The organism is Bradyrhizobium sp. CCBAU 65884, assembly GCF_028128835.1.
Classification (GTDB): Bacteria; Pseudomonadota; Alphaproteobacteria; order Rhizobiales; family Xanthobacteraceae; genus Bradyrhizobium; species Bradyrhizobium ottawaense.
In genome coordinates this window covers 89,224-114,921 of record NZ_LBJU01000122.1, presented here as the reverse complement: position 1 = coordinate 114,921, position 25,698 = coordinate 89,224, and the positions used below count along the sequence as shown (strand labels likewise).

21 protein-coding genes are annotated in these 25,698 nt (G+C 65.6%); 7 read left to right on the top strand and 14 right to left on the bottom strand.

Translation table 11 applies throughout. The features are described 5' to 3' along the window. The first annotated feature begins 63 nt into the window (after positions 1–63). Positions 64–906 (top strand): metallophosphoesterase family protein, encoded by an 843-nt coding sequence (locus XI03_RS23325; protein WP_271593454.1) that lies wholly within the window; start codon positions 64–66, stop codon positions 904–906. A 15-nt stretch (positions 907–921) separates the two neighbouring features. Here XI03_RS23325 and XI03_RS23320 read toward each other — a convergent pair whose 3' ends face one another. The 3 genes from XI03_RS23320 to guaB form a co-directional block, all read right to left on the bottom strand. Further along, the gene (locus XI03_RS23320) at positions 922–1,221 is read right to left on the bottom strand and encodes a hypothetical protein (protein WP_028145106.1); all 300 of its coding nucleotides are present in this window, start codon (positions 1,219–1,221) and stop codon (positions 922–924) included. A gap of 170 nt (positions 1,222–1,391) precedes the next feature. Continuing rightward, the gene (locus XI03_RS23315; RefSeq protein WP_038972532.1) at positions 1,392–2,414 is read right to left on the bottom strand and encodes an NADP-dependent oxidoreductase; all 1,023 of its coding nucleotides are present in this window, start codon (positions 2,412–2,414) and stop codon (positions 1,392–1,394) included. Positions 2,415–2,660: 246 nt separating this feature from the next. Beyond that, complete coding sequence (guaB, locus tag XI03_RS23310) at positions 2,661–4,151, bottom strand: IMP dehydrogenase (protein ID WP_028145108.1); 1,491 nt, start codon at positions 4,149–4,151, stop codon at positions 2,661–2,663. 475 nt (positions 4,152–4,626) lie between these two features. Between guaB and XI03_RS23305 the strand changes: the two genes are divergently transcribed. After that, the gene (locus XI03_RS23305; RefSeq protein WP_028145109.1) at positions 4,627–6,117 is read left to right on the top strand and encodes a DHA2 family efflux MFS transporter permease subunit; all 1,491 of its coding nucleotides are present in this window, start codon (positions 4,627–4,629) and stop codon (positions 6,115–6,117) included. A gap of 208 nt (positions 6,118–6,325) precedes the next feature. Here XI03_RS23305 and XI03_RS23300 read toward each other — a convergent pair whose 3' ends face one another. Together XI03_RS23300 and XI03_RS23295 are read right to left on the bottom strand one after the other, a co-directional pair. Further along, positions 6,326–7,021, bottom strand: a complete 696-nt coding sequence (locus tag XI03_RS23300) for an RlmE family RNA methyltransferase (RefSeq protein WP_271593453.1) — start codon at positions 7,019–7,021, stop codon at positions 6,326–6,328. A 1-nt stretch (position 7,022) separates the two neighbouring features. Continuing rightward, the gene (locus XI03_RS23295) at positions 7,023–8,096 is read right to left on the bottom strand and encodes a Ppx/GppA phosphatase family protein (RefSeq protein ID WP_271593452.1); all 1,074 of its coding nucleotides are present in this window, start codon (positions 8,094–8,096) and stop codon (positions 7,023–7,025) included. A 209-nt stretch (positions 8,097–8,305) separates the two neighbouring features. Here XI03_RS23295 and XI03_RS23290 point away from each other — a divergent pair, with 209 nt between their 5' ends. After that, a complete protein-coding gene (locus tag XI03_RS23290) occupies positions 8,306–10,678 on the top strand; it encodes a xanthine dehydrogenase family protein molybdopterin-binding subunit (RefSeq protein WP_271593451.1) in 2,373 nt (790 codons plus the stop codon). A gap of 130 nt (positions 10,679–10,808) precedes the next feature. Here XI03_RS23290 and XI03_RS23285 read toward each other — a convergent pair whose 3' ends face one another. Continuing rightward, a complete protein-coding gene (locus XI03_RS23285) occupies positions 10,809–11,606 on the bottom strand; it encodes a hypothetical protein (RefSeq protein WP_271593450.1) in 798 nt (265 codons plus the stop codon). Between the two features lie 104 nt (positions 11,607–11,710). On the opposite strand from XI03_RS23285, the gene XI03_RS23280 reads away from it, so the two are divergent. The 3 genes from XI03_RS23280 to XI03_RS23270 all read left to right on the top strand — a co-directional run bounded on the left by XI03_RS23280 (position 11,711) and on the right by XI03_RS23270 (position 15,171). After that, positions 11,711–12,214: a YaiI/YqxD family protein gene (locus tag XI03_RS23280; protein WP_038972538.1), complete on the top strand. Its 504-nt coding sequence runs from the start codon at positions 11,711–11,713 to the stop codon at positions 12,212–12,214. Position 12,215: 1 nt separating this feature from the next. Continuing rightward, a complete protein-coding gene (locus XI03_RS23275; RefSeq protein WP_271593449.1) occupies positions 12,216–14,027 on the top strand; it encodes an ABC-F family ATP-binding cassette domain-containing protein in 1,812 nt (603 codons plus the stop codon). Between the two features lie 64 nt (positions 14,028–14,091). Continuing rightward, positions 14,092–15,171, top strand: coding sequence for a D-TA family PLP-dependent enzyme (locus tag XI03_RS23270; RefSeq protein WP_271593448.1), 1,080 nt, complete (start codon positions 14,092–14,094; stop codon positions 15,169–15,171). 95 nt (positions 15,172–15,266) lie between these two features. Here XI03_RS23270 and XI03_RS23265 read toward each other — a convergent pair whose 3' ends face one another. From XI03_RS23265 to XI03_RS23230, 8 genes are all read right to left on the bottom strand, one after another. After that, positions 15,267–16,487, bottom strand: coding sequence for an NAD(P)/FAD-dependent oxidoreductase (locus XI03_RS23265; RefSeq protein ID WP_271593499.1), 1,221 nt, complete (start codon positions 16,485–16,487; stop codon positions 15,267–15,269). Next, complete coding sequence (locus tag XI03_RS23260) at positions 16,484–17,401, bottom strand: SDR family NAD(P)-dependent oxidoreductase (protein ID WP_028145118.1); 918 nt, start codon at positions 17,399–17,401, stop codon at positions 16,484–16,486. The genes XI03_RS23265 and XI03_RS23260 overlap by 4 nt, the downstream gene beginning before the upstream one ends. Positions 17,402–17,507: 106 nt before the next feature. After that, the gene (locus XI03_RS23255; RefSeq protein WP_271593447.1) at positions 17,508–17,987 is read right to left on the bottom strand and encodes a MaoC family dehydratase; all 480 of its coding nucleotides are present in this window, start codon (positions 17,985–17,987) and stop codon (positions 17,508–17,510) included. 64 nt (positions 17,988–18,051) lie between these two features. Further along, the gene (locus XI03_RS23250) at positions 18,052–19,767 is read right to left on the bottom strand and encodes an AMP-binding protein (protein WP_271593446.1); all 1,716 of its coding nucleotides are present in this window, start codon (positions 19,765–19,767) and stop codon (positions 18,052–18,054) included. 128 nt (positions 19,768–19,895) lie between these two features. After that, positions 19,896–20,804: a 3-hydroxyisobutyrate dehydrogenase gene (gene mmsB, locus XI03_RS23245; RefSeq protein WP_304489545.1), complete on the bottom strand. Its 909-nt coding sequence runs from the start codon at positions 20,802–20,804 to the stop codon at positions 19,896–19,898. Between the two features lie 6 nt (positions 20,805–20,810). Next, on the bottom strand, positions 20,811–21,878 hold the full coding sequence (locus XI03_RS23240; protein ID WP_271593445.1) for an enoyl-CoA hydratase/isomerase family protein: 1,068 nt from the start codon (positions 21,876–21,878) through the stop codon (positions 20,811–20,813). Then, complete coding sequence (locus XI03_RS23235) at positions 21,875–23,020, bottom strand: isobutyryl-CoA dehydrogenase (RefSeq protein WP_038946439.1); 1,146 nt, start codon at positions 23,018–23,020, stop codon at positions 21,875–21,877. The genes XI03_RS23240 and XI03_RS23235 overlap by 4 nt, the downstream gene beginning before the upstream one ends. Before the next feature lie 156 nt (positions 23,021–23,176). Further along, positions 23,177–24,673, bottom strand: coding sequence for a CoA-acylating methylmalonate-semialdehyde dehydrogenase (locus XI03_RS23230; protein WP_038946438.1), 1,497 nt, complete (start codon positions 24,671–24,673; stop codon positions 23,177–23,179). 102 nt (positions 24,674–24,775) lie between these two features. Between XI03_RS23230 and XI03_RS23225 the strand changes: the two genes are divergently transcribed. Beyond that, entirely contained in the window at positions 24,776–25,690 is a 915-nt protein-coding gene (locus XI03_RS23225; protein WP_028145124.1) for a LysR family transcriptional regulator, read from the top strand. Positions 25,691–25,698: the final 8 nt, after the last annotated feature.

Genomic DNA, 25,698 nt, shown 5'->3' with positions numbered 1-25,698 from the left:
TTCGCCTGCGATCCATCCCGCGCCGTCATCGTTCCGACGCGCAAGCACGGGTACGGTGATCGCATGTCCGAATTTCGCCTGACGCAGATTTCCGACACCCATCTCGGCCGGCGCTTCCCCGGCCTGATCGCCAACTTCCAGGCGATCAGCGAACATATCGACGGCAACCGGCCCGATCTCGTCATCAACACCGGCGACGTCGCCTTCGACGGGCCGACCGGCCGCGACGATGTCGTCTTCGCAAAAGACCTGCACGACGCCCTGCCCGTCGACTGCCGTTACCTCCCCGGCAATCACGACATCGGCGACAATCCGACCGCGGTTGGCCCGGCGCCGAAGCCGCCGGTCACGGAAGCGCATCGCCGGCAATTCTGCGACCTCATCGGCGAAGACCATTGGTCATTCGAGGCTGGAGGCTGGCGCTTCATCGGCCTCAACTCGCTGGTGATGAATTCCGGGCTCGCCTTCGAGGTCGAGCAGTTCGACTGGCTGTCGCAACAGATCGCGCGCACGAACGGCAGGCCGGTCGCACTGTTCCTTCACAAGCCGGTGTTTCTCAACCTGCCCGACGATCCCGAGACGCCGGAGACCGCGATCCGCTACGTGCCGCAGCCGGCACGGGCACGGCTGATCGAGATGCTCGGGACGATCGACCTGCGCCTCATCGCCAGCGGCCACGTGCACCAGCGGCGCGACTTCACCTGGCGCCACACCCGCCATGTCTGGGCGCCGTCGGCCGGCTTCGTCATCAACGATCAGCGCCAGGACCGGATCGCGATCAAGGAAGTCGGGCTGGTCGAATACCGCTTCCGGCCCGACGGTTTCGAGGTCCGCCACGTCAGGGCCGCGGGCCAGGTCGATGTCGACATCGAGGAGCTGCTCGTCCAGATGGGCGGCGAGCATTAAGGCGCGCTGATCCGCTCAGGCGACGCTCTTGAGGTCCTGCTGGATCGCAGCGAGCAAGGATTGCAGCGCCTCGCTGTTCACCGGCTTGGCCGCGAGATCATTGGCAGGCGGCTGCCTGGCGGGCTGCACGGCCTTGACCGGGCGCTTCGGGAATGGCGGGGGCGGTGCCGGCATCGAGGGGCGCGTCAGATCGCCCTCCTCGTCGACATGGACGAACTTGCCATGGATGACGTCGTCGTGGCGGCCCATGACGAACATGGCCAGCCAATAGCCGGCAGCAAGCAGGATAACGCAGAAAACACTGATCTCTAACATCGCAGCACCTAAAATATGCCCGATGATTCAATGCCTTCGCGATCCCGTCAATGAACAGCCGGTCACACCTGCGGCTTTTGCGGGCAGGTGTGACCATTTGGTGACTCTTTCTTAACTATCCCGGGGCGGCATGTGGCTCCCGAGCCACGGGAGTCCCAGTCCCTGTCGCGCTAGGCCTTGTCCGGCCCGACCCGGACCAGCTGCTTGCCGAAATTAGCGCCCTTCAAGAGGCCCATGAAGGCGCCGGGCGCGCTTTCCAGGCCCTCGGTGACGAACTCCTTGTACTTGACCTTGCCGTCGCGGACCCAAGAGGACATGTCGCGCAGGAAGTCGCCATGGCGCGAGGCGAAGTCGGAGACAATGAAGCCGCGGAAGGTCAGCCGCTTCGTCAGCGTCGCTCGCATCATCGATGCGGCCCATTTCGGCGCCTTGGCTTCGGTGTCGTTGTAGTGCGCGATCAGGCCGCACACCGGCACACGCGCGAACGGATTGAGCAGGGGGAACACCGCCTCGAACACGGCGCCGCCGACATTCTCGAAATAGACGTCGATACCTTTCGGACAGGCCTCCTTCAGCTTGGCGGCCAAATCGGGATCGCGGTGATCGATGCAGGCATCGAAGCCGAGCTCCTTCACCACGTAGGCGCACTTGTCCTTGCCGCCGGCAATGCCGACCGCGCGTGCGCCCTTGATCTTCGCGATCTGCCCCACCGCCGAGCCGACCGCACCGGAGGCACCCGCGACCACGACGGTCTCGCCTGCTTGCGGCTTGCCGATGTCGAGCAGGCCCGTATACGCAGTCATGCCGGGCATGCCGAGCACGCCGATCGAGGTCGAGATCGGACCGAGCTTCGGATCGACCTTGATCAGGCCCTTGCCGTTCGAGATCGCATGCGTCTGCCAGCCGGTCCGTGCACGGACGATGTCGCCCTTGGCGAAATCCGGATTGTTGGAGGCCGCAACCTCGCTCACCGCCTCGCCTTCCATCACGCCGCCGACCGGCACCGGCGCAGCATAGGACGGACCATCACTCATGCGCCCGCGCATATAGGGATCGAGCGAGAGCCAGATCGTGCGCAGCAGGACTTCGCCTGCCGCAGGCGCCGGGACAGCGAATTCCTCGATACGGAAATCAGACGGCTTGGGCTCACCGACGGGACGCGCGGCGAGAACGATGCGCTTGGCTTGGGACATGATGGCTTCCTCCTGATTGTCTTTCGACGTGAACGGAAGCGGAGGGAGGTAGCTGCGTCAATACAAAAGCGGTGACGCGTGATGGCGTTTCGTCGCGCGCAGCTCTCGTGTCCCGGACGCGCAGCGTTGCTGCGCAGAGCCGGGACCCAGAAAGCGACACGGCAAAATGCCGAGACATGGGCCCCGGCTCTGCAGCGCATCACCGAAGAGGTGCTGCGCTGCGTCCGGGGCACGAGAGCGGAGTAACTAGCCCCCGCCCGGATAGTTCGGGCTCTCGCGCGTGATGGTGACATCGTGGACGTGGCTTTCGCGCAGGCCGGCGCCGGTGATGCGGACGAACTGGGCCTTGTCGTGCAGGTCCTTCATGTCCTTTGCGCCGACATAGCCCATCGCGGCGCGCAGGCCACCGGCAAGCTGGTGCATGACGTTGCCGACCGGGCCCTTGTAGGGCACCTGGCCCTCGATGCCTTCAGGCACGAGCTTGAGCGTGTCCTTGATGTCCTGCTGGAAGTAGCGATCGGCAGATCCGCGCGCCATCGCGCCGACCGAGCCCATGCCGCGATAGGCCTTGTAGGAACGGCCCTGCCACAAAAACACTTCACCGGGCGTCTCGTCGGTACCGGCCAGTAGCGAGCCGACCATCGCGATGTCGGCCCCCGCGGCGAGCGCCTTGGCGAGGTCGCCGGAGAACTTGATGCCGCCGTCGGCGATGACGGGAATGTCGGCCTTCTTCGCCGCTTCCACCGCATCCATGATCGCGGTGAGCTGGGGAACGCCGACGCCGGCGACGATGCGCGTGGTGCAGATCGAGCCCGGGCCGATGCCGACCTTGATGCAGTCGGCGCCAGCATCGATCAGGGCCTGCGTGCCCTCGGTGGTAGCAACGTTGCCGGCAACGACCTGAACGGAGTTGGAGAGACGCTTGATGCGGTTCACGGCATGCAGCACATGACGGGAATGACCGTGCGCGGTGTCGACGACGACGAGGTCGACGCCGGCATCGATCAGCCGCTCGGTGCGCTCGAAGCCGGTGTCGCCGACGGTGGTGGCGGCGGCGACGCGCAGGCGCCCCTGGGCATCCTTGCAGGCGAGCGGATGGGCGACCGCCTTCTCCATGTCCTTGACGGTGATGAGGCCGACGCAGCGATATTGCTCGTCGACGACGAGCAGCTTCTCGATGCGATGCTGGTGCAGCATCCGCCGCGCCTCGTCCTGGCTGACATTCTCGCGCACCGTGACGAGACCTTCATGCGTCATCAGCTCGGAGACTTTTTGCCGGCGGTCGGTGGCAAAGCGCACGTCGCGGTTGGTGAGGATGCCGACCAGCTTGCCCGGCGTGGACTTGCCGGCGCCGGTGACGACGGGAATGCCGGAGATGCCGTGATCGCTCATCAGCTTGAGCGCGTCCTCGAGCGAGGCCTCGGGGCTGATGGTGAGCGGGTTCACCACCATGCCGGACTCGTAGCGCTTGACCTGCCGCACCTGCGCGGCCTGCCCTTCGGGATCGAAATTGCGGTGGATGACGCCGAGGCCGCCGGCCTGCGCCATCGCGATCGCCATGCGGGCTTCGGTAACGGTGTCCATGGCGGAGGCCATGATCGGGATGTTGAGCGGTATGGCGCGGGTGACGCGGGAGCGGATGTCGACCTCGCCCGGCATGACGTCCGACAGGCCCGGCTTCAGCAGCACGTCGTCGAACGTAAAGGCTTCGCGAATGCCTTGTTGCACCGTGGCCATGTGCCAACTCCTTCCGCGGCCCTGCCGCAAATAGCTATGGATGAGCGCCGCCCTCGGCGTACCTTGCGGCATCGCCTTGAGAATCGGAGCCCATCGGTGGGGTTGACGCGGGTCGATAGCACGGCCGCGTGACGAATCAAAGCAATTCGGACCGCCGGCCAGCCATGCACAGGCTTTTTTGGCCAGTTCAGCGTGGAATAGCCGGGGGCAGCCCCTCCTCGTCATTCCGGGGCGCGACGACGTCGCGAGCCCGGAATCCATCCCGCAGCGGTCCCTGCGGCCCAATGGATTCCGGGCTCGCGCCAAGTGGCGCGCCCCGGAATGACGAAGGAGCGCGACACGCAACCCTGGAGAGAGGTCACACCGTTGTTACGCCGGACTTAGGTGCTATGCGTCGATCCGCAATGGTCGGGGACCAGTGGCGGTGATAAGCCGCAATTCCACCCTTCCTTCCGATTTTCATTACCAATCCGTCATGGTCGACAAGCAACGCGTCATTCCGCTGATCGTGGCCACCGCGCTTTTCATGGAGAACATGGATTCGACGGTGATCGCCACCTCGCTGCCGGCAATCGCGGCCGATATCGGCACCAGCCCGCTGACGCTGAAGCTCGCGATCACGTCCTATCTGCTGTCGCTTGCGGTGTTCATCCCGGCGAGCGGCTGGACCGCCGACCGCTTCGGCGCGCGCATGGTGTTCGCGATCGCCGTCGGCGTATTCATGGTCGGCTCGGTCGGCTGCGCGCTCTCCTCCTCGGTCACCGATTTCGTGTTCGCGCGCGTTTTGCAAGGCATGGGCGGGGCGATGATGACGCCGGTCGGGCGCCTCGTGCTGCTGCGCTCGGTCGACAAGAGCGCGCTGGTCAACGCCATGGCCTGGGTGACGGTCCCTGCCCTGATCGGTCCCGTGATCGGGCCGCCGCTCGGCGGCTTCATCACGACCTACGCGTCCTGGCACTGGATCTTCCTGATCAACATCCCGATCGGGCTGCTCGGCATCTTCATGGCGCTGCGCTTCATCGACCCGATCAAGAGCGAGGAGCGCGAGCCGTTCGACCTCTACGGCATGGTGCTCGCAGGCATCGGCCTCGCCGGCATCGCCTTCGGCCTGTCGGTTGCCGGTCTCAACCTGCTGCCGTGGAGCACCGTCGCCGCGCTGATCGCGGGCGGCGCGATCTCGATGACACTCTACGTCATTCACGCCCGGCGCACCGGCTCGCCGGTGCTCGACTTCTCGCTTCTGAAGCTGCCGACGCTGCGCGCCGCCGTGTTCGGCGGCTTCCTGTTCCGGCTCGGCATCGGCGCGCTGCCGTTCCTGCTGCCGCTCTTGATGCAGATCGGCTTCGGTCTGTCGCCGTTCCATTCGGGTCTCGTCACCTTCGCCTCTTCGCTCGGCGCCATGGGCATGAAGACGCTGGCGGCGCGCATCATCCGCACCTTCGGCTTCCGCAATCTGATGACGGTGAACGCGATCGTCAGCGCCTTCTTCCTCGCCGTCTGCGCGCTGTTCACGGTGACGACGCCGCTGCTCATCATCATGGTCATCCTGGTGGTCGGCGGCTTCTTCCGCTCGCTCGAGTTCACCGCAATCAACACGGTCGCCTATGCCGACGTCGAGACTGCGCAGATGAGCCGCGCCACCACCCTCGTCAGCGTCAACCAGCAGCTCGCGGTCTCCGCCGGCGTCGCCGTCGGCGCGGCCTGCGTGGAAACGACGATGTGGTTCAACCATGTCAGCGAAATCGACGCCACCGTGTTCGCCCCCGCCTTCCTCGTGGTCGCGCTGACCTCGGCGGCGTCGAGCTGGTTCTTCTGGCAGATGCCCGTCGATGCCGGCCACGAGATCTCCGGCCGCAAGGCCGTGGAGATCGCCAGTCGCAAGGGTGCCGGCAAGGGTGCAGAAAAGGCGGCGGTCAAGGCGGCGTCCGAGGATACGCAGGACGTGCGGGATCAAAGGTTGGGGTGAGTTGAGCGAGCGGGCGCCTCACACTCGGTGTCGTCCCTGCGAATGCAGGGACTCATAACCACAGGGAGGAGACGTTGCGCGAGTCTGCCACTCCGAGTCTTCGCCAAACTTCTCCCTGTGGCTATGGGTCCCGGATCGGCGCTTCGCTCCAGACAACGCTACGCGTTGTCGGGAGCTCCGCTTGTCCGGGACGACAGCGGAGATTGGCTCAGGCAGCCCCGCCCCGAAATCCCGTCGCCAGCACGTAGCGTTCCGAGGAATCCTGCCGGCTCGCCGCGGGCTTCACGTGACGCACCGTCGCAAAATCGCGCTTGAGCTGGGCGAGCAGATCGGCATCGGCGCCGCTCTGGAACGTCTTGGCCAGGAACGCGCCGCCGGGCTTGAGCACGTCGCACGCAAACGCCGCGGCGGTCTCGACCAGGCCGACGATACGGAGCTGGTCGGTCTTGCGGTGGCCGGTGGTGTTGGCGGCCATATCGGACATCACGAAATCGGCGCCGCCGCCCAGCATCGCGGTCAGCTTCTCGGGCGCATCGTTAGCCATGAAGTCGAGCTGCGCGAAATCCACGCCGGGGATCTCCGGCATTTCCAACAGATCGATGGCAACGACCTTGCCCTTGCCTTCCACCGAGCCGACGCGCTTGGCCGCGATCTGGCTCCAGCCGCCGGGCGCCGCGCCGAGGTCGACGACGGCCATGCCGGGTTTCAAGACCCGGAATTTGTCGTCGATCTCCAGAAGCTTGAACGCGGCGCGCGAGCGGTAGCCCGCCGCCTTGGCCTTCACGACATAGGGATCGTTGAGCTGCCGCTCCAGCCACAGCTTCGACGACAATTTGCGCTTGCCGCCGGTCTTGACCTTGGTCTTGACCTGGACGTGCAAGCGGCCGGTGGTGTCCTTGGCCATCTCACCAGCTCCTGAGCGCGCCGTCCTCGCGCATCATCTCGACCAGCATGCCCTCGCGCAGGCCACGGTCGGCGACGCGCAGGCGCGGCAGCGGAAAGGCGCGGCGGATCGCATCGAGGATGGCGCAGCCGGCGAGCACGAGATCGGCGCGCTCGACGCTGATGCAACTGTTGCCGGCGCGCTCCTCGTAGCTCATGCCGAGCAGCTTGTTGATGGTCGCGGTGATGTCGGAATCGTTCATCCAGATGCTGTCGATGCGGCGGCGGTCATAGCGCGCGAGGTTGAGATGGATGCCGGCGAGCGTCGTCACCGTGCCCGAGGTGCCGAGCAGGTGCATGTCGGCGAGATCGCCGCCGTGGACTTCGGCGAACGGCGCGACGTGGTTCGCCACCTCCTGCTCCATCGCGGCGTAGATCTCCGGCGTCACGTCGCGGCCGCCGAACTGCTCGGCGAGCGTGACCACACCGTAGGGGATCGACATCCAGGCCTTGATCCGCGGCTCCGGATTTTGCGGATCGCGCTCGATCCGCACCAGCTCGGTCGAGCCGCCGCCGATGTCGAACAGGATCGCGCCGCGGCCCCTGGGGTCGACCAGCGGCGAGCAGCCGAGCACGGCGAGCGCGGCCTCGGTCTCGCGGTCGATCACTTCGAGCTCGATGCCGGTCTCGGCCGCGACGCGGCTGCGGAACCCCTCCGCATTCGAGGCGGCGCGGCAGGCTTCGGTCGCGATCAGCCGCAACCGGCGCGCTTTGCGCAAATTGATCTTGTCACGGCAGATGCTGAGCGCAGCAATGGCACGCTCGATCGCGGCCTCGCTGATGCAGCCGGTCGACGAGACCCCCTCCCCGAGCCGGATGATGCGCGAGAAGGAATCGACGACGCGAAAGCCGTCCTGGGTCGGACAGGCGATCAGCAGCCTGCAATTGTTGGTGCCGAGGTCCAGCGCCGCATAGACGCCGGTTCCCGACGCCTGCGCGCCGACAGCCGGGTCGGTGGCCAACGCCACCGCCGCCATCGACCCCTCCAGCTCACCGTGCGGCGCATGGCCATCGCGGAGCCGCGTGTGGTCATTCATACAAACTGTCTTTCCGCGGCCGGTCGGGCCGGTCTGGAATTGATTTTTCGCCTGAAACATTAGCAGCGCAGCCGGCCTGCGCAACAACGCATCACATGGGACCATGCCCATTCGTGCGTTGTCGTGAACGGGGTGGTGGGTTATCTCAATGGAGTCCGGTGCCCCGCTGCCGCGAAAATGCGCAAATGCCGGCTTTTCAGGTCAATTCCATGCAAGAACACACCAAATCGTCCACGCTCGAAAACGCTATTGCACTGCAAAAATATGGCGTCGGGCAACCCGTCCGCCGCAAGGAGGACGACACGCTGGTGCGCGGCAAGGGCCGCTATACCGACGATTTCAACCTGCCCGGCCAGGCCTATGCCGTGGTCGTCCGTTCCACCCACGCCCATGGAATCATCCGCGGCATCGGCATCGACGCCGCCAAGGCGATGCCGGGCGTGCTCGGCGTGTGGACCGGCAGGGATCTCGATGCCGCCGGCTATGGCCCCTTCACCTGCGGCCTGCCGCTGAAGAGCCGCGACGGCTCGCCTTTGCTCCAGACCAACCGCCAGCCGCTGGCGACCGACAAGGTCCGCTTCGTCGGCGATCCCGTCGCCTTCGTGGTTGCCGAGACACTGGCGCAGGCGCGCGATGCGGCTGAGGCGGTCGAGCTAGATATCGAGCCGCTGCCAGCCGTGACGGATCCCGAGGAAGCGGCCAAGCCCGGCGCGCCGCAGCTCTATGAGCACATTCCTGGTAACGTGGCGCTCGACTACCACTATGGCGACATGGAGAAGGTCAACGCCGCCTTCGCCGACGCCGCCCATGTCACCAGGATGGACATCGAAAACACCCGTGTCGCCGTGGTCTCGATGGAGCCGCGCGTCGGCCTTGCCTCCTACGACAAGAAGACCGAGCGCTACACGCTTCAGGTGCCGACGCAGGGCGTCGCCGGCAACCGCGCCAACCTCGCCAAGAACCTGAAGGTGCCGAACGAGAAAGTGCGCATCCTCACCGCCAATGTCGGCGGCTCCTTCGGCATGAAGAACATCAACTATCCCGAGTACATGTGCATCCTGTATGCGGCGAAGGAATTGGGAAAGCCGGTGAAGTGGCTCGACGAGCGCTCGACCGCCTTCCTCTCCGACAGCCACGGCCGCGCCCAGAAGATCCATGCCGAGCTGGCGCTCGACGCCGAAGGGCATTTCCTCGCGGCCAAGCTGTCCGGCTACGGCAATCTCGGCGCCTACATCACCGGCGTCGCGCCCGGGCCGCTCTCGCTCAATACCGGCAAGAATTTTTCCAGCGTCTACCGCACGCCGTTGATGGCAGTCGACATCAAGGTGGTGCTGACCAACACCACGCTGATGGGCGCCTATCGCGGCGCCGGCCGGCCCGAGGCGAACTACTACATGGAGCGGCTGATCGATCGCGCTGCCGACGAGATGGGCATCAACCGGCTGACCTTGCGCAAGCGCAATTTCATCAAGCAGAACCAGATGCCGTTCGCGGCGTCCTCCGGCGTCACCTATGACAGCGGCGACTTCCAGGCCGTGTTCAACAAGGCGCTCGAAATCTCCGACCACGAGAATTTCGCCAAGCGCAAGAAGGAGAGCAGGAAGGCCGGCAAGCTGCGCGGCATCGCGGTCGGCTCCTATCTCGAGGTCACGGCGCCGCCGAGCCCGGAGCTGGGAAAGATCGTGTTCGACGCTGGCGGCACCGTGCAGCTCATCACCGGCACGCTCGATTACGGCCAGGGCCATGCCACGCCATTCGCGCAGGTGCTGAGCGAGCAGCTCGGTGTTCCCTTCGAGAGCGTCAAGCTGGTGCAGGGCGACAGCGACATCGTCCATACCGGCAACGGCACCGGCGGGTCGCGCTCGATCACGGCAACCGGCCAGGCCATCGTGGGGGCTGCAAAGCTCGTCATCGAGAAAGGCAAGCGCGCAGCGGCGCATATGCTCGAAGCGTCCGAAGCCGACATCGAATTCGAAGGCGGCAGCTTCACCATCGCCGGCACCGATCGCAGTATCGACATCATGGAGCTCGCCAAGCGCTTGCATGACGGCAAGACGCCGGAGGGCGTGCCCGATAGCCTCGACGTCGATCACACCAGCGAACCAGTCGCCTCGGCGTTCCCGAACGGCTGTCATGTCGCCGAGGTCGAGATCGACCCCGAAACCGGCGTGGTGCAGATCGTGCGCTACAGCGCGGTCAACGATTTCGGCACGGTGATCAACCCGCTGCTGGTCGCAGGCCAGCTCCATGGCGGCGTGGTCCAGGGCATCGGGCAAGCGCTGATGGAGCACATCCGCTACGACGAGAGCGGCCAGCCGATTACGGGCTCGCTGATGGACTACGCGCTGCCGCGCGCTGAGGACGTTCCCAACATGACGGTCGGCGATCACCCGGTGCCCGCGACGACCAATCCGCTCGGCAGCAAGGGCTGCGGCGAAGCCGGCTGCGCCGGCAGCCTGTCGACGGTGGTGAACGCGGTGCTCGACGCGCTCTCGGACCACGGCATCAAGCAGATCGACATGCCGCTGACCCCGGAGCGCGTGTGGCGGGCCATTCAGGACGCGAAGGGCAAGGCGGCGTAAGGCTGCCCTTTCTCAGTCGTCATGGCCGGGCTTGTCCCGGCCATCCACGGCTTGCCACGAGGCACGGAGAACGTGGATGCCCGGGACAAGCCCGGGCATGACGACGTGGTGACGATGTGCTTATTTCCGCCTACGCCGCCTGCTCGCGCGGCTGGGTGATCGCAATGTGCTGGCAATGCGCGAGCGGCGTCGTGCCGTTGGCGACGACGAGCGCGTCGAGCTCGACGAAGCGGTGGCCCTTCTTCTCGTAATTCGCCGTGACCTTGGCCCGCGCGGTGATCTCGTCGCCGGTGCGTCCCGCAGACAGCAGCTGCATGCGGCTGCCGACGTGGATCCACGGGCCCAGAATGGTGTTGTCGACCAGCACGCGGTTCATGACCCGCTGGATCAGGCCGGGATGACCGAGCCCTTCGCGCGCAAAGATCGGATCGGTTTCCCTGACATCGGCGAGATAGTCGGTCGCGTCCTGCCCGGCCCACCGGCGCGGCTCGGTGCCCAGCCATTTGCCCGTCTCGAACGTCGCCGGACTGACCGGCTTGCGCTCGGCGACCACGGGGACCGCGACATAGTCGCTCAGCGACACCGCCGGCGCTGCCGCCGGCAGCGAGGCCGTACCTGTCGCGCAGAGCTCGGTGCGGCTGAACACTTCGATCGTCAGCAAGCCGTTATGCTCGGTCGCATCGACATCGGCGGGCTCGCCATCATAGACCGGCTTGATGAAGCGGGCCTCGATGAGCCCGCGGCTCAGAAAATCACGGCCCCACCGCGCCACCGGCACGTGCATCATGTAGGCGAAGACATCAACGCCGGGGACCAGCCCGCCGGAAAAGCCGAAGCGGCGCGCCACGGTGTCGTCATGCATCTTGTTTTCGGATTGCTTGGCGGTGTTGTAGGCCTCGACGCGCCAGGTTTCGAGCCGGTCCGGCATGGGGACATCTTCCCTGTTCTTGTTGTTTCGGGCTGATCGTAGGCCCCAGGGAACACCGGTCAATCCCCTCGCCTTTGCGGCCCGAATGGGGTACCACGCGGCGAATGACTGACACCCCCACCCGCATCTATGTCGACGCCGACGCCTGCCCGGTGAAGGACGAGATCTATCGCGTCGCGCTCCGGCACGGCGTGCCCGTGAGCGTGGTCGCCGGCAATTTCATCCGCGTGCCGCACGATCCGCTGATCGAGCGTATCGCCGCAGGCGCCGGCATGGACGCCGCCGACGACTGGATCGTCGAACGCGTCAAGTCCGGCGACGTCGTCGTGACATCGGACATTCCGCTTGCGAGCCGCTGCGTCAAGGCCGGCGCTGACGTGATCGCCCCGAACGGCAAGCCGTTCACGGAAGAGTCGATCGGGATGACGCTGGCGGTGCGCAATCTGATGACGGATCTGCGCTCGGCCGGCGAGGTCACCGGCGGCCCGCGATCATTCGCACCGCGCGACCGTTCCGCCTTCCTCTCGGCGCTCGACCAGACGCTGCGCCGGATCCAGCGCCGCCGTGCCGATCAGGCCGCTACGAGCCAGAATTTGAGTCAGGGCTGACATGGCGCCGCCGCTGATCCAACTCAAGGACATCAGGCTGACCTTTGGCGGCACGCCGCTGCTGTCAGGCGTCGAGCTCAACGTCGCGCCATCCGAGCGCGTCTGTTTGATCGGCCGCAACGGCTCGGGCAAGTCGACGCTGCTGAAGATCGCGGCCGGCCTCGTCGAGCCCGACGGCGGCACGCGCTTCGTGCAGCCGGGCGCCACCGTGCGTTACCTGCCGCAGGAGCCCGACTTCGGCGAGCACAAGACCACGCTTGCCTATGTCGAGTCCGGTCTCGCGCCCGGCGACGATCAGCACCAGGCGCGCTACCTGCTGGAGCAGCTTGGCCTGACCGGTGACGAGAACCCGCATAATCTCTCCGGCGGCGAGGCCCGTCGCGCGGCGCTGGCGCATGTGCTCGCGCCCTCGCCTGACATTTTGCTGCTGGACGAGCCGACCAACCATCTCGATCTCGCCACCATCGAATGGCTGGAACAGGAGCTCGACTCCAGGCGCAGCGCGCTGGTGATCATCAGCCACGACCGCCGCTTCCTCACCAATCTCTCGCGCTCCACGGCTTGGCTCGACCGCGGCCGGATCAAGCAGATCGATCGTGGCTTTGCCTCGTTCGAGAGCTGGCGCGACGAGGTGCTGGCGGAAGAAGAGCGCGACCAGCACAAGCTCGACCGCAAGATCGTCGACGAAGAGCACTGGCTGCGCCACGGCGTCTCCGGCCGGCGCACGCGCAACGTCAAGCGCCTCGCCAATCTGCATACGCTGCGCGACCAGCGGCGCAACTATCGCGGCACGGCCGGCACCGCCAGTCTCGCGGCGGCCGAAGCAGAGCAATCCGGCAAGCTGGTGATCGAGGCCAAGGGCGTCACCAAGGCCTATGGCGAGCGCAAGATCGTCGAGAATTTCTCGACGCGCATCCAGCGCGGCGACCGGCTCGGCATCATCGGACCGAACGGCGCCGGCAAGACCACGCTGGTCAATCTGCTCACCGGCGGCGGGGAACCGGACTCCGGCACCCTACGTCTCGGCGCCAATCTAGAGGTAGCGACGCTGGATCAGCACCGCGAAAGCCTCGATCCGAAATCGACGCTGGCTGAAGCCTTGACCGGCGGGCGCGGCGACCAGATCATGGTCGGCGGCAAGCCGAAGCACGTCGTCGGCTACATGAAGGACTTTTTGTTCGCGCAGGAGCAGCGCGGCACGCCGGTGGAAGTCCTCTCGGGCGGTGAGCGCGGCCGGCTGATGCTGGCGCGCGCACTGGCAAAACCCTCGAACCTGCTGGTGCTGGACGAGCCGACCAACGACCTCGATCTCGAAACGCTCGACGTCCTCGAAGACATGCTCGGCGACTACGAGGGCACCGTCATCCTGATCAGCCATGACCGCGACTTCCTCGACCGCGTCGTCACCTCCGTGATCGCGCCCGAGGGCAACGGCAAGTGGACCGAATATGCCGGCGGCTACAGCGACATGCTGACCCAGCGCGGCGCGGATTTGAAGCGCGAAACGGCGAAGGCCCAGCCGGTTGCGGAGAAGAGAGAGGAGCGCGCCGCTGCTCCCGCCTCCACACCGAAACGCAAGCTGAGCTTCAACGAGAAGCACGCGCTGGAAACGCTGCCGAAGAAAATGGAAACGCTGCAGGCCGATATTGCAAAACTGCAGCGCGTGCTCGACGATCCCAATCTCTATGCGAAAGATCGCAAGACATTCGACGACACCTCCGCCGCTATCGCGAAGGCGCATGATGAACTGTCTGCCGCTGAAGAGCGCTGGCTCGAACTTGAAATGCTTCGTGAAGAAATAGAGCAGGCCTAGCGCGCATTCCGCAAAAGTGGGCACCGGTTTTGCGATCAGAATGCGCGCCAACTGAGAGACTCCCATGACAACTCCCCTCGCCGCAAAAATCGCCCGCGAATACGGCACGCCCTGCGCCGTCATCGACATGGACAAGGTCGAGCGCAACATCGCGCGGATCCAGAAGGCCTGCGACGAGGCCGGAATCGCCAACCGTCCCCACATCAAGACCCACAAGAACCCGACCATCGCCAAGATGCAGGTCGCGGCCGGCGCGAAGGGCATCACCTGCCAGAAGCTGGGCGAAGCCGAGATCATGGCCAATGCCGGCATCGACGACATCCTGATCAGCTACAATCTCCTCGGCGAAGAGAAGATGGCGCGGCTCGGTGCGCTGCAGGCCAAGGCCAACATGACGGTGGCCGCCGACAATTCCACCGTCGTTGCCGGCCTGCCCAAGGCTGCGGCGGCGTCGGGCCGTCCGCTCTCGGTCGTGGTCGAATGCGACACGGGGCGCAAGCGCGCCGGTGTCGAGACGCCCGCGGAAGCCATTGCGCTGGCGCGCGAGATCGCGGGATCGAAGGGGCTGCAATTCGCCGGCTTCATGCTCTACCCGACCGAGACCGGCTGGGCGGACGCGCAAAAATTCTACGACGAAGCGCTGGCCGGCGTGCGCGCGCACGGGCTGGACGCAAAAATCGTCTCGACCGGCGGCACGCCGAACCTGAAGAACATCGGCAAGCTCAAGGGCGGCACCGAGCATCGCTTCGGCACCTACATCTACAACGACCGCATGCAGGTCGCTGCGGGCTCGGCGACCTGGGACGATTGCGCGCTGCATATTTACTCGACCGTGGTCAGCCGCGCCGCACCCGAGCGCGGCATTCTCGATGCCGGCTCGAAGACGCTGACCACGGATACCGGCGGTCTCGACGGCCACGGCCTGATCCTGGAGCACCCCGAAGCCAAGATCGCGCGCTTCGCCGAGGAGCACGGCTTCCTCGATCTCTCCCGCAGCAACACTCGGCCCAATGTCGGCGACGTCGTCCGCATCGTGCCCAACCACGTCTGTGTCGTCGTCAACATGATGGACGAGGTGGTGATGGTCCGCGGCGAGGAGATCATCGGCACGCTGCCGGTGGCGGCACGCGGGAAGTTGCGGTAGGCATTGCTCTGGTAGGGTGGGTTAGCCGAAGGCGTAACCCACCACTCCTCTCGATGCAGATACAGACGTGGTGGGTTACGCTTCGCTAACCCACCCTACGACCTGGCGAGCCACGCCAGCACGCCCCTGCCCGCGGCGGCTCCCGTCGCGAACGAGGCCTGCAGCAGATAGCCGCCGGTCGGCGCCTCCCAGTCCAGCATCTCGCCGGCGGCGAACACGCCGGGCAATTTTCGCAGCATGAAGCTGCCATCGAGCTCATCGAAGGTGATCCCGCCCGCAGTCGAGATCGCGCGATCGATCGGGGCAACGCCGGTGAGCTGAACCGGAATGGCGTTGATCAGATGCGCAAGCTCGGCGGGCGAGAACGCGGCCAGTTGCCGGCCGGACACGATGGCGGCCTCCTGCATCAGGCCGATTCCGACCGGCGACAATTGCGCCGCCTTGCGCAGGAAGTTCGCGAGCGATTGCTTGCCGCGTGTCCCTGATAGCCGCGTGGTCAGGGCGGCGGCGTCGAGGTCCGGCCGCAATGCGATCAAAAGCGTCGCCTGCCCGAGACTGAGCACCGCCTCCCGCAACTCCGCCGACAGCGCGTAGATCGCGCCGCCTTCGATGCCGCTACGCGTGATCATGGCTTCGCCCCGCACCGTATGCGCGCCGATCGTAAGCGCCACGCCCTTGAGCGGCTGGCCCTCGAAGCGGTCGCGGAACACATCGGACCAGGCGACCGTGAAGCCGGAATTGGCCGGCCGCAGCTTTGAGATGGCAACGCCCTTCGCGGCGAGGATGTCGGCCCAGCTGCCATCCGACCCCAGCCGCGGCCAGCTCGCGCCGCCGAGCGCGAGCACGGTGGCGTTGGCAGTGACGACCGCCACGCCATCGGGCGCTCGAAACACCAGCCGCCCCTCGTCATTCCAGCCGGTCCAGCGATGACGAAAGGCAAACCGCACGCCGCTCGCATCGAGCCGCCGGAGCCACGCGCGCAGCAAGGGCGAGGCCTTGAACGTTTTTGGAAACACCCGCCCGCTGGTGCCGACGAAGGTCGGCTCACCCAGGGCTTCGCTCCACGCGCGCAACGCCTCGGGCGAAAACGCCTCGATCGCCGCCTGCAGCTTCGGCGCCGCCTCGCGATAGCGCGCCATGAATTCCGACAGCGGTTCGCTGTGGGTGAGATTGAGCCCGCCGCGGCCGGCCATCAGGAATTTTCGGCCCGCGGACGGCATCGCGTCGTACACGGTGACGCGCGCGCCGCCCTGCGCCTGCACCTCCGCCGCCATCAGCCCGGCGGGACCGGCCCCGATGACGGCGACGTCGGTCAGAGCTTGATCCCCGCCCGCGCCGCGGCCTGCGCCACGTATTTCTGCGTCTGCTCGAACGCCCCGGTCAGCGCCTTGGCTTTCGACATGTCGCTGATCTCCGCGAAATGCGCGGCCACCGCGTCCGGCGTCCATTCGGTCTCCGGCAGGTTGATGCCCTCGCTCTCCACGATCTTGATCACCGCGAAGGAGCCAGCACCGGCGCCCATGATGGTACGGGTCGGAGCGTCTTCGCTGAGCATGTACTCGACCGCGGGCGTGATCGCGTTCGGCTTCATCAATTGCAGCGCCTGCGGCGGCAGCAGCTCTTCCGTCATGCGGGTTGCCGCCGTCGGCGAGATGATGTTGACGCGGATGTCGGACTTGCGGCCTTCCTCGGCGAGCACGTTCATCAGGCCGACCATGCCGGACTTGGCCGCGCCGTAATTGGCCTGGCCGAAATTGCCGTAGAGGCCGGAGGACGACGTCGTCAGCACGATGCGGCCGTAATTGCGGTCGCGCATGCCGGCCCAGGCCGCCTTGCAGCAATAGAAGGTGCCGACGAGATGCACGTCGAGCACCTTCTGGAAGTCGGCCGCTTCCATCTTGCCGAACGACTTGTCGCGCAGAATGCCGGCATTGGCGCACAAGAGATCGACGCTGCCCCATTCCTTGGTGGCGCGCTCGACCATGGCGGTGACCTGTTCGAAATTCGAGACGTCGGCGCCATCCGCCATCGCGGTGCCACCGGCTTTGCGGATTTCCTCGACCACGGTCTCGGCCGGCGACAGCGAGCCACCGGTGCCGTCACGCGCGCCGCCGAAATCGTTGACGACGACCTTGGCGCCGCGGCTGGCCAGTCCCAGCGCATGCGCACGCCCCAGACCATTGCCCGCGCCGGTGACGATGGCGACGCGTCCGTCGAACCTGATTGCCATGAGTGCTTTCCTACATGCTAGTCGTCATGGGCGGGCTCGACCCGGCCATCCATCAAATTGACAGGCTTTTGAGCAGCGATGGCTGGCCGGGTCAAGCCCGGCCGCCCTACGCGAAATAGATCAAACCCAGCCACTCCGCGACCAGCGCCGGCTTGTCCTCGCCTTCGATCTCCACGGTGACGTTGGTGCGGGACTGCAGCTCGTTGGGCTTGCGGAGCTTGGCTTCGGCCAGCACGAAACGGCCGCGGACGCGCTTGCCGGAACGCACCGGCGAGATGAAGCGCAGCTTGTCGAAACCGTAATTGACGCCCATCGTGGTGCCCGCGATCACGGGCATCACCTCATAGGACATGATCGACAGCAGCGACATCGTCAGGAAGCCGTGCGCGATGGTGGTGCCGAAGGCGGTCTCCTTCTTGGCCCGTTCAGGGTCGACATGGATGAACTGATGATCCTCGATCACATCGGCATAGGTGTCGATGCGCGGCTGATCGATCAGGTGCCATGAGGACACGCCGATCTCCCTGCCGACCATGGCCTGATAGGCTTCCAAGGAAATCGGCGGCTTCTTCCAGACTTCGTTCATTTAGCAACTCCAAATGCCGTCATTCCGGGGCGCGCGAAGCGCGAGCCCGGAATGACAAGCCTACTTAGGTCTCACTCCGTGTTTTCGGCAGTTCCGGAAAATCCTCCTCACGGAATTCCCGGCCGCGCAGCGGATCGTTGCGATCATCGTCGCGCTCCAGCCTGCGTAGCTGCACCCGGCGGATTTTTCCAGAGATCGTCTTCGGCAGCTCGGTGACGATTTCGAGGCGACGGATGCGCTTGAACGGGGCGAGCCGCGTGTGCAGGTGCTGGAAGATCGACAGCGCGGTCTCAGGCGTCCGCTCCGCGCCCGAGGTCAGCAGCACGAACGCCTTGGGGATCGCGAGCCGGATCGGATCCGGGCTCGGCACCACCGCGGCTTCTGCGACCAGCTCATGCTCGAGCAACACGCTCTCCAACTCGAACGGACTGATCCGGTAATCCGACGACTTGAACACGTCGTCGGAGCGGCCGACAAAAGTAAGATAGCCCTCGTCGTCTTCGAACACGACATCGCCGCTGCGATAGAGCTCGCCCTCGGCGCCGGAGAGCTTGCCGTCGTCGCTCTGATAGCCCTGCATCAGCCCGGCGGGGCGCTCGGCGCCGAGCACCAGTGTAACTTCGCCTTCCCTGGCGGGATGGCCGTCAGCATCGCTGATCTGCACGCGATAGCCCGGCAGCGGCCGGCCCATCGAGCCGATCTTGATCTTCTGGCCCGGCGAGTTGCCGGCGAGCGCGGTGGTTTCGGTCTGGCCGTAGCCGTCGCGGATAGTGAGCCCCCAGGCGGCCTGCACCTGGTCGATCACTTCCGGGTTGAGCGGCTCGCCGGCGCCGCAGACCTCGCGCAAGCTCACCTTGAAGGAGGCAAGGTTCTCCTGGATGAACAGCCGCCACACCGTCGGCGGCGCGCACAGCGTGGTGACGCCGCAGCGGCCGATGGTGGCGAGCAGGCCCTTGGCATCGAAGCGCGGCTGGTTGACCACGAACACGGTGGCGCCCGCATTCCACGGCGCGAAGAAGCAGCTCCAGGCATGCTTGGCCCAGCCGGGCGAGGAAATGTTGAGATGGACGTCACCGGGCTTCAGCCCGATCCAGTACATGGTCGACAGATGGCCGACCGGATAGCTGCGCTGACTGTGCCGGACGAGTTTTGGTTTTGCCGTGGTCCCCGAGGTAAAGTAGAGCAGCATCGGATCGTCGGCATTAGTCGGGCCGTCGGCGCTAAAACTCTCCGGGGCCTTTGCGGCCTCATCATAGGAGAGCCATCCGTCGTGAGCCGTGCCGACCACGATGCGAACGATGTTCTCGGCACCAAGGTTTGCGAACTTCGCGACCTGATCCTCGGCGGCGATCACCGCCTTGGCCTTGCCGCGATCGAGGCGATCGCGCAGCTCGTCCGCGGTGAGCAGCGTGGTCGCGGGGATCACGACGACGCCGAGCTTCATCGCCGCCAGCATCGTCTCCCACAGCGGAACCACATTGCCGAGCAGCAGCAGAAGATGATCGCCGCGGTTCAGGCCCTGCGCGCGGAGGAAATTCGCCACCTGGTTCGAGCGCTTCGACAGCGCCGCGAAGGACAGTTTTGTCTGCCGGTCCTGCGCGGCGTCGACGATCCAGAGCGCGGGCCGGTCCTTGGCTTCGGCGTCCTTCGCCAGCTCGTCGAACCAGTCGAGCGCCCAGTTGAAGGGAGCCGGATCCGGCCAGCGGAAGCCTTTGACCGCTGTCTCGTAATCCGTCCGGTGCTTGAGCAGAAACGCGCGCGCGTCCTGAAATGTCGTCATGTTCCGGGCCCGTCGAAATGATCTTCGAACGTAACCCGGATGGAGCGAAGCGCAATCCGGGGCCGGCTACGCCATTGGAAGCAGCTGACCCGGATTTCGCTTCGCTCCATCCGGGCAACGAAGCCTCGCTATTTTCCAGCGAGGCTGCGAACGTGCTTGATAATTCCGGAAAAATCCACCCCACCTTGCCCGGCTGCGTCGAAAGACTGATAGATCTCCTGCGCATGCTTGCCGAGCGGGGTGGCCGCGCCCGCAGCCTTCGCGGCGTCCTGCGCCAGCGTCAGATCCTTCACCATCAGCGCCGAGGCAAAGCCCGGCTTGTAGTCGTTGTTCGCGGGCGAAGTCGGCACCGGACCCGGCACCGGGCAATAGGTCGTCAGCGACCAGCACTGGCCGGACGAGGTCGAGGCAACGTCGAACAGCGCCTGATGCGAGAGCCCGAGCTTCTCGCCGAGTGCGAAAGCTTCGCTCACCGCGATCATGGAAATGCCGAGGATCATGTTGTTGCAGATCTTGGCCGCCTGCCCTGCGCCGGCGCCGCCGCAATGCACGATCTTCTTGCCCATGTTCTCCAGCACGGGCTTTGCCGCCGCGAATGCACTCTCCTCGCCGCCGCACATGAAGGTGAGCGTCGCGCCCTTGGCGCCGCCGGTGCCGCCGGAGACCGGCGCATCCACCGAGAGCACGCCGTGCTTGCCGGCGAGCGCATGCGCCTGCCTCGCACTCTCGACGTCGATGGTGGAGCTATCGATGACCAGCGCACCCTTGGTCATCGCGGGAAGGATTTCGTTCCAGACGCCGAGCACATGCTTGCCGGCCGGGAGCATGGTGACGACGACATCGGCGCCCTTTACCGCGCCCGCGGCGCTGTCGGCGATGCCGGCGCCATCGGCCTTGGCCTGATTGCGCGAGGCTTCGACGAGATCGAACGCCACCACCTTGTGGCCGGCCTTCACGAGGTTGGCGGCCATCGGGCCGCCCATGTTGCCCAGACCAATGAATGCGATCGTGGCCATTGTCGTCTCCTCCGCTTCAATCGTTGATTAGTTGAACTTCAGCTCGTCGGCGCCGATCTCGGCGAGATACGGCGCAAGCATCTCTGGCGTCACATCCTCGATCCGCGGCGGCGACCAGATCGGATTGCGGTCCTTGTCGATCACGGCCGCGCGCACGCCCTCGCGAAAATCATCGCTGCGGAACACCTCGAGCGCGGCACGGTATTCGCGCACCAGGCATTCCTCCAGGCTCGACGCGGTGCGCGCCAGTCGCAACAATTTCAGCGTCACCACCATGCCGCGCGGCGATTTTTCGTTGAGCGTCTTCAGCGTCGCCAGCGCGAACTCCGAGCCGTCACGTTTCAGAGCGGCAAAGATATCTTCCATCCGGTCGAAGCCGAACAATGCGTCGATAGCAGGCTCTTTTGCCGCGACCGGTCCCACGGTCTCGGCCGTCGCAAAGCCGTTGATGAGCTTGCCAATATCGGCCGCAGTTACGCCTGGACGAACCTTGGTCAGCGCCTCGCGCAGCTCCGGCCATTTGGCCGTCGGCACCACGGCGTCGGCGAATTTGGCGTGGATCGCGTCGGGCCCGTTCATGGTCTGGCCGGTCAGGCCGAAGTAAGTGCCGATCTCGCCCGGCGAGCGCGACAACAGAAAGGTGCCGCCGACGTCAGGAAAGAAGCCGAGCCCGACTTCGGGCATCGCGAGCTTGGTGCGATCGGTGACGATGCGATGGCTGGCATGGGCGGAGAGCCCGACGCCGCCGCCCATCACGATGCCGTCCATGAAGGCGATATACGGTTTTGGGAATTTCTTGATCCGGGCGTTGAGGATGTATTCCTCGCGCCAGAGGATCTTGCCGAGGTCGCCGTTGACCTTCGAGCTCTCCCAGAGCGTGCGGATGTCGCCGCCGGCACAGAGGCCGCGCTCCCCGGCACCTTCCAGCACGATCACGGCGACGGCGGAATCGGCCTCGAAGCGATCGAGCGCCTTGTCGATGTCGCGAAACATCTCCAGCGTGACGGCGTTGATGGCCTTGGGACGATTGAGCCTGATCACCCCGGCCGCGCCCTCGACGCGCGCGACCAGATCGCCCTCTTCCACCGAACTCATCGCGCGCCCTCGATCAGTTTGCGCGCCACGATGAGCCGCATGATTTCATTGGTGCCTTCGAGGATCTGGTGCACGCGCAGATCGCGCACGATCTTCTCGATCCCATATTCGCTCAAGTACCCGTAGCCGCCGTGAAGCTGCAGCGCATGGTTGGCGACCTCGAAGCCGACATCGGTGCCGAAGCGTTTTGCCATCGCGCATAGCATGGTGGCATCGGGGTCCTTCCGGTCCAACGCCGCGGCGGCGCGCCACAGGAAGGTGCGCGCGGCCTCGAGCTCGATCGCCATGTCGGCGAGACGGAATTGCAGCGCCTGGAATTCGTCGAGACGCTTTCCGAAGGCCTTGCGCTCCTTCATGTAGGCGCGCGCCTTGTCGAGCGCGGTTTGCGCGCCGCCCAGCGAGCACGCGGTGATGTTGAGGCGGCCCCCATCGAGACCGGCCATCGCGATCTTGAAGCCGATGCCCTCCTCGCCGAGGCGGTTGGTAACAGGCACGCGGGCGTTCTCGAACATCACGGCGCGGGTCGGCTGCGCGTTCCAGCCCATCTTGCGCTCATTGGCGCCGAAGGAGACGCCCGGCGTCTTGCCGTCGATGACGAGGGTCGAGATGCCGCCGGGGCCATCGCCGCCGGTGCGCACCATCGCGACCAGCAGATCAGTACCGCCGGCACCGGAGATGAACTGCTTCTGGCCGTTGAGAACGTAGTGATCGCCATCGCGCACCGCGCGGGTGCGGAGCGCCGCGGCATCCGAGCCCGCGCCCGGCTCGGTCAGGCAGTAGCTGGCGATCAGCTCCATCGAGCAGAGCTTTGGCAGCCATGTATGGCGCTGGGTGTCGCTGCCGAAGGCATCGATCATCCAGCTCGCCATGTTGTGGATCGAGATGAAGGCGGAGGTGGTCGGGCAGCCCGTCGCCAACGCCTCGAAGATCAGCGCCGCGTCGAACCGCGTCATCGCGGATCCCCCGACATCCTCACGGATGTAGATGCCGCCCATGCCGAGCGTGGCGGCCTCGCGCATCACGTCGACGGGGAAGTGCTTCTCCTCGTCCCAGCGCAGCGCGTGCGGCGCGATCTTCTCCGCCGCAAACGCCAACGCCATGTCGCGAACCGCGATCTGATCCTCGTTCAGAGCGAACTGCATGCTGCCGTTACCCTCTTGCCCCATCGTCATTGTGAGCGCAGCGACGTGTCCGCCGAAGCCTTTGGCGAAGGCGGAAGCAATCCAGGCTGCCTCCGCGGAAAGACTCTGGATTGCTTCGTCGCTACGCTCCTCGCAATGACGGGCCGGGCAACAGCCCTACTTCATCAGCGGGATCGAGAACTCCGCACCTTCCTTGACGCCGGACGGCCAGCGCGAGGTCACCGTCTTGGTCTTGGTGTAGAAGCGGACCGAATCCGGACCGTGCTGGTTGAGATCGCCAAAACCCGATTTCTTCCAGCCGCCGAAGGTGTAATAGGCAATCGGCACCGGGATCGGCACGTTGATGCCGACCATGCCGACATTGACCTTGGCTGCGAAGTCGCGGGCGGCGTCACCGTCGCGGGTGAAGATGGCAACGCCGTTGCCGTAGTCATGCTCGGACGGCAGCGCCAGCGCTTCCTTGTAATCGTGCGCGCGCACGACCGAGAGCACCGGGCCGAAGATCTCTTCCTTGTAGATCCGCATATCCTTGGTGACGTTGTCGAACAGCGAGCCGCCGAGATAGAAGCCGTTCTCGTAGCCCTGCATCTTGAAGCCGCGGCCATCGACGGCGAGCGTCGCGCCTTCCTTGATGCCGATGTCGATGTAGCCCTTGACCTTCTCGACCGCCTCGCGCGTGACCAGCGGGCCGTAATCGGCGGACGGATCGATCGAGGTGCCGATCTTGAGCGACTCGACACGCGGGATCAGCTTTTCCATGAGACGGTCGGCAGTGGACTTGCCGACGGGGACTGCGACGGAGACGGCCATGCAGCGCTCGCCGGCCGAGCCGTAGCCGGCGCCGATCAGCGCATCGACCGCCTGGTCCATGTCGGCATCCGGCATGATGATGGCGTGGTTCTTGGCGCCGCCGAAACACTGGCAGCGCTTGCCCGTTTGAGCTGCGCGCTCATAGATGTACTGCGCGATCGGCGTGGAGCCGACGAAGCCGACGGCCTTGATATCGGGGTCGTCGAGGATGGCGTCTACCGCCTCCTTGTCGCCGTTGACGACGTTGAGGATGCCGGCCGGCAGGCCGGCCTCGATCATGAGTTCGGCGAGCAGCATCGGCACGCCGGGATCGCGCTCGGAGGGCTTGAGGATGAAGGCGTTGCCGCAGGCGATCGCGGGCGCGAACTTCCACATCGGGATCATCGCCGGGAAGTTGAACGGCGTGATGCCGGCGACGACACCGAGCGCCTGACGCATGGAATAGATGTCGATGCCGGGGCCGGCGCCTTCGGTGTATTCGCCCTTCATCAGATGCGGGATGCCGCAGGCGAACTCGGCGACCTCGAGGCCGCGCTGGATGTCGCCCTTCGCATCGGGGACGGTCTTGCCGTGCTCGCGGGCGAGCAGCTCGGCCAGCTTGTCGTAGTCGCGCTGAACCAGCTCGACGAATTTCATCATGACGCGGGCGCGGCGCTGCGGGTTGGTCGCGGCCCATTCGGGCTGTGCTGCGCGGGCGTTCTCGACCGCGGCCCGGACCTCGGCCTTGGACGCCAGCGCCACCTTGGCCTGGACGTCACCGGTCATCGGCTCGAAAACGTCGGCGGTGCGGCCAGAGGTGCCCTTTACTTCCTTACCACCGATGAAATGTCCGACTGAACGCATGGAATGATCTCCTTGAGGCCGAGCTTGAACGCTTTGACAAATCCTATCGACCTGCATTTTATAGGATTCAAGTCTGAGATAATGCACCATAGATGTGCGAAAATGCTGGATCAAGGCGCTATCGATTGGGACGACTTTCGCTTCGTGCTGGCCATCGTGCGGGGCGGCTCGGTTTCGGCTGCGGCAAAACAGCTCGGGGTCGACCATGCCACGGTGATCCGCCGCGTCGACCGGCTGGAGAAGCACCTCTCGGCCAAGCTGTTCGACCGGCGCAAGACCGGCTACCTCCTCACCGAGGCCGGCCAGCGCGTCGCCGATAGCGCGGAAGCGATGGAATCGACCATCGTTGCCAACCAGGAGCAGGTCGGCGGCTCCGTGGCGCGGCTGACGGGGACGGTGCGGATCGGCGCGCCCGACGGGTTCGGCACGGCCTTCCTGGCGCCGCGGCTGGCCCCCTTCGCCGACCGGTATCCCGATCTCGATCTGCAACTTGTGGCCACCGCGCGGCTGTTCAGTCTCTCCAAGCGCGAGGCCGATATCGCCATCAGCCTGACCATGCCGAAGGAAGGCCGCATTGTCGGCCGCAAGCTGCTCGACTACCGCCTCGGCCTCTATGCCGCACCTGGCTATCTCGATCGCTTCCCCGCGATCACCTCACGGCAGGATCTGCCGCAACACCGCTTCGTCGGCTACATCGAAGAGCTCTTGTTCACGCCGGAACTCGATTATCTGCCGCAGGTGTCGCCGCGGATTTCGGCGCGCTTCCGCAGCGCCAATCTGATCGCACAGCTCAATGCCACGCTGTCGGGGTTCGGCATCGCGGTGCTGCCGCACTTCATGGCGAGCGATTATCCGCAACTCGTTCCGGTGTTGCCCGAGGAGATCTCGATCACGCGGACATTCTGGATGCTGATGCACGCCGACAGCAAGGATCTGGCGCGGATCAGGGCGGTGGCCGATTACATCGGGGAGATCGTGGAGCGCGAGCGGGCGCTGTTTGCGGGACGCACTTCATAGGGTGGGTT